Source organism: Mesorhizobium sp. M1A.F.Ca.IN.020.06.1.1, from assembly GCF_004023265.1.
Lineage (GTDB): Bacteria > Pseudomonadota > Alphaproteobacteria > Rhizobiales > Rhizobiaceae > Mesorhizobium.
Window position 1 is genome coordinate 1 of record NZ_RZSR01000470.1, and the last position, 4,520, is coordinate 4,520.

Genomic DNA, 4,520 nt, shown 5'->3' on the forward strand with positions numbered 1-4,520 from the left:
GCACATAGCGGTCGCCAAGCGTGCCCGCCTTTTCGCGCAGCCGCTGCAGATTGGTCTGCAGCTGGCCAAGCCGGATCGGCGCCGGCACGTTCATCGCCGAATAAGTGTATTTGCCCATGGAGCCGTCGGCCGGCAGGCCGTGACGGAGCTGGAAGCGCTTGACCGCCGAGTCGACATAGGAATCGAACGCCGTCGAAATGCCGGCGCTCTGCGACAGGTCGCCCGAGACCATCAGCCGCTTGCGCAGCGGCACGACATCCGGATCGTCGACGCCGAGCTGCAATTTCTTGGTTGCCGGAACCTGCTCCCAGCCGCCCTGGCCGACAATGCCCTGGTACTGCGCCACCGCCTGCTCGGTGAAGGCTACGGTCTGCAGGCTGAAGATCGGCAGCGTCGAGGCAACCTTGCCGGTCTCGCTTGCACGGGCGTCGAACTGGTCGTCCCAATTGCCGCGGGTCGAGGATTTCAGAATGTCGCCGATCACATCCTGCGCGCTGGCATGGCCGGCGACGACGGCGGCGGCGAGCGCAGAGGCTCCGGTCAGGAAGAAACGGCGGCTGGTTCTCATGGATGTTCCAGACATTTTAGCTATATCTAATCTCGCTCAGTTCGCTCTACTGGCGGGTTGCCCGCACTCTAGGGTCGGCAATCTTAACAATTAGCCAACCATGACTTGCGTCAGCAGGGCGTGAAAACGTAGGACCACGACACCTGCTCCAGGAAGCGCAGGGCCTCGGCCCGCAGCATCACCCGCATTCTCGCTTTCACTGCGATTATGGCGGCAACGTGACCTTGGCCCGCGATTTGCATCCGGCAAGATGATCAAAAAATGGGACCGAGGCATTTTGGCATCGCCGATAGCGGCGGGTTCACAGGATGCCCGCCGTCATCCTCGGTTTGCCCTATTTCACCCGGTTCGGGCAGAGGGCTTTGAACTGCTCCAGCGTGTAGTCGTAGCCCGAGGCCCCCGAGCCATCGAGCACCACGTTCTCGTCGGTGTCGGTGATCTGATAATCCGTCTCGCTTCCGGCGGGGCTGCGCCTCTGGAACAGCATGTTGGCGCCGTAAAAGGTGGTGAATTTTCCGCTCTTGCAGTCCGCTGTGATCTCCAGATGCAAGGGCGTTTTCATTTCCTTAGCGATGCAATCCTCGGTCACCTTACCGACATAGTCGCGGCAGTATCCGATGGCGTTCTGCCTCGTATGTTTGGTCAGGATGCTGGCATGCGAGGTGTTGATGCCGGATTTCTTGACGACCGTAACCTCCATTCCGGCCTTGGAGCCATAACCGAGAGTCCGGGCAGCGGCCGGTGAAACAAGGATCACAGCGCAAATCGCAAGCAGGATATGACGCATGAGGCCCTCCTCTTTTGCCTGCAGAGCTTCCACGCGCGCTGCTCGGCGGTCAAGCGCCCTGCTGCAGCGCGCTTTCGCAAAAGAAAAGAACCGGCACCTGTCGGCACCGGTCCTGATTGCTTCCTCCGGCCGCGCTTCTTCGGCGCGACTTCGATCGTCTTAGATTTCGAATCCGCTTACATCCGGTAAGCGATCGTGTCGTTCCAGAAGCGATCCAGACGCTGGAGCGCGCGGTTCATCTGCTTGAACTCGTCGGTGTTGATGCCGCCCACGGCCTCGATCGAGCCGACATGGCGCTCGTAGAGGCCGGCGACGACCTCGGCCACCTCGTTGCCCTTCGGCGTCAGCGAGACGCGGACCGAGCGGCGGTCGATGCGCGAGCGCTGGTGGTTGATGAAGCCGAGGTCGACCAGCTTCTTCAGATTGTAGGAGACGTTCGAGCCGAGATAATAACCGCGCGAGCGCAGCTCGCCGGCGGTCAGCTCCGAATTGCCGATGTTGAAGAGCAAAAGCGCCTGGATGGCGTTGATGTCGGAGCGGCCGTTGCGGTCGAACTCGTCCTTGATCACGTCAAGCAGACGGCGATGCAGACGCTCCACCAGCTGCAGCGATTCCATGTACAGCGAACGGATCGCCTCGCGGCGATCGTCGGAAACGTTGGCGGTCTTCGCCGCCGGACGCGAATTGATCATTGTCTTTGCCTCTCGTTTGTCGCCCGGTGATTTTTTGTTCTTCACCTTGATCGCGACACTATCGAATACTCATAAAATTCGACTTAAACGCCAGGGCTAACAAGAGCTTACCGGTAAGAGGTTTCGAAAGAGGCTTAACGAACGGTCATACGAGCAAGAACAATTAACCTAAAGATTTAGCCAAGGGTTTTGGGGCAGTCGCCGACCCCGTATCTAGGTTCCTTACGCCGCCCGGCAAGCTATTGCCTGAGCTGGCGCTTCTGCAGCCAGATGACCACGCGGAAGACGATGTAGAGCAGCGCCACGCAGGCATGTGAGACGACGATCAGGATCCGATGTCCGAAGAGATTGGGAAAGCCGGCATACATGACGGTCTCGGTCGCCGCGCAGATGAACCAGATCACCGGCCCCCAGGAGGCAAGCATCCAAAGGCCCGCGGCGGCGAAAGGAAAGAAGACGGCAAGCGTGGCCGCGGCCACCTGCCAGTGCACCGGCATCAGGTCGAAGCGCCAGAGCTCGCCCGGATAGATGCCGATCAGCCGGACCCAGTAGAGGACACCGAACAGCAGGCAGTAGCCGGCAATGACCCGCTGGAACCAGGCGAAGATGATCTCGGTGGTCGAGGGCTGCAGCACCACGCGCCTGGAGGTGACCTCGCTCACAGCTCCAGCTCCCCGGCCCCGAGCGGCGCGAAATACGCGTCGACATCGGCCGCGCTCACCGCATCGAGGCTGGCGGGCCGCCATTCCGGCTTCGAACCCTTGTCGATGATGGCGGCGCGGATGCCTTCATAAAAGTCGTGGCCGGCCAGCATGCGGTTGAGGATGCGGAACTCCATCTTCATGCACTCGTCCATCGACAGCGTCGACCCGGCGCTGATCTCGCGCCAGGCGACGTTGAGGCTGGTCGGCGAACGCGTCCTGATCGTCGCCAGCGTCTTGGCGGCGAAAGCGTCGGTGGCGGATGCTCGTTCCAGGCTGGCGACGATAGCGGCGAGCGAGGGTTGCGAAAAATGGCGGGCGATCGATTCCAGATCCTGCCGCTCGGTCTCGCGTCTTGCGGGTGTGAAGAAATCGCGCAACTCCGCGTTCGCGTCGCCGCTTGTCGCCAGCTCGTCAAGAAGCCCCGCCTGGTCCTCGGCCTTGATCGTGTGGGTGGCGAGGCCCGACCACAGGGCATCACCATAGCGGATGCGGTTTCCCGTCAGCCCCAGATACGTGCCGAAGCTGCCGCCGAGATCGGGCAGCAAATGGCTGGCGCCAACATCGGGGAAGAAGCCGATGCCGACTTCCGGCATGGCGAATTGCGCGTTCTCGGTCAGCACGCGGTGCGAGCCGTGGAAGGAAATGCCGACCCCGCCGCCCATGACGATGCCGTCGATCAGCGCGACATAGGGTTTCCTGAAGCGGGCGATGCGGGCATTGAGACGATACTCGTCGGCGAAGAAGTCGACCGGCGGCTTGCCGGCGCGGCCCGCCTCGTAAATGTGCAGAATATCGCCACCGGCGGAAAACGCCCTGCCCTCAGCCTTGACGACGACGACGGCGACGCCGGCATCGCCCTCCCAGGCGTCAAGCGCCTTGCCAAGCGCCTTGACCATGCGATGGGTGACGGCATTGAGCGCCTGCGGCCGCGTCAGTGTGACGACGCCCGCCTTGCCTAGACGCTCGAAGCGAATCTCGTCCCTCCGCCAAAATCCATCGCCAGAGAATCCTCCTCTCCGCCCTTCCAGGGGGATTGAAGTGCTAAAGGCGGCATAAGGATGCGTCAATGGCGGCAACGCCGCGCTGGCGGCCAGCCGCTTCCGGTGTTAGGTAACCGGCAAAGTGTCGCGCGTAGGCGGCGCGACAGATTTCGAGCTAATCGACATGGCTGGGGTTTCTCGTCTCGTTGCTGGATTGGCAGGTCTCCTCTTTCTGGGAGTTGCGCCGGCCGCCGCCGAGGCAGCCTCTGAACTCTACCTGGCGCAGACGATCGTCACCGGCACCGGCGAGGCTAATCGCGAGATCGGCTTCAAGGATTGTCTGGACAAGGTGCTGGTCAAGGTTTCAGGCGATCAGCGGCTGACGCAGAAGCCGGAGATGCTGGCGCTGCGCAATAAGGCGGCCGACTTTGTCCAATCCTTCCGCTACCGCGACCGGCTGGAAGGCGTTCCGATCCATGACGAGCAAGGCACGCATGACCGGCCGCACGATCTCACCTGCCTCTACAAGCCCACAGTCGTCGACAAGCTCCTGGCGCAGCTCGGCAGCAAGCCATGGCACGGCGAGCGGCCGCTGATTGCCGTCTTCATAACGGCCGAGCAAGGGGCGCAACATTTCGTGCTGACGGCCGACGAGGATCGCGGCCAGTCAATGCGCGAATCCTTTGCCAACGCGACGGCGCCGCTCTCGGTGTATGTCAGCTTTCCAAAGGCTGACCAGCTCGCCGGCCTCGACGACAAGGCGCTGCGCACTGCCGATATGGCAAAGCT

General features: G+C 62.0%; 6 protein-coding genes. 1 reads left to right on the forward strand and 5 read right to left on the reverse strand.

Translation table 11 applies throughout. The annotated features are described in order from the left end of the window. The 5 genes from EOA60_RS19955 to EOA60_RS19975 form a co-directional block, all read right to left on the reverse strand. Window positions 1-568: peptidoglycan-binding protein (locus EOA60_RS19955; protein WP_206628174.1), on the reverse strand; the 568-nt coding region annotated here is incomplete at its 3' end. Between the two features lie 334 nt (window positions 569-902). Then, entirely contained in the window at window positions 903-1,355 is a 453-nt protein-coding gene (locus EOA60_RS19960) for a hypothetical protein (RefSeq protein ID WP_095824862.1), read from the reverse strand. Between the two features lie 176 nt (window positions 1,356-1,531). Further along, on the reverse strand, window positions 1,532-2,047 hold the full coding sequence (locus tag EOA60_RS19965) for a winged helix DNA-binding protein (protein ID WP_067001002.1): 516 nt from the start codon (window positions 2,045-2,047) through the stop codon (window positions 1,532-1,534). 239 nt (window positions 2,048-2,286) lie between these two features. Continuing rightward, window positions 2,287-2,709: a DUF6163 family protein gene (locus EOA60_RS19970; RefSeq protein WP_067000719.1), complete on the reverse strand. Its 423-nt coding sequence runs from the start codon at window positions 2,707-2,709 to the stop codon at window positions 2,287-2,289. Next, a complete protein-coding gene (locus tag EOA60_RS19975; RefSeq protein ID WP_128311780.1) occupies window positions 2,706-3,779 on the reverse strand; it encodes an enoyl-CoA hydratase/isomerase family protein in 1,074 nt (357 codons plus the stop codon). Before EOA60_RS19975 ends, EOA60_RS19970 begins: the two co-directional genes overlap by 4 nt. A 136-nt stretch (window positions 3,780-3,915) precedes the next feature. On the opposite strand from EOA60_RS19975, the gene EOA60_RS19980 reads away from it, so the two are divergent. Next, the coding region (locus EOA60_RS19980; protein WP_128311778.1) for a DUF2066 domain-containing protein at window positions 3,916-4,520 on the forward strand (605 nt) is incomplete at its 3' end.

Coding starts and splice junctions, on each gene's coding strand:
- EOA60_RS19960 (WP_095824862.1), bottom strand. CDS start 1,355: ATGCGTCATATCCTGCTTGCGATTTGCGCTGTGATCCTTGTTTCACCG.
- EOA60_RS19965 (WP_067001002.1), bottom strand. CDS start 2,047: ATGATCAATTCGCGTCCGGCGGCGAAGACCGCCAACGTTTCCGACGAT.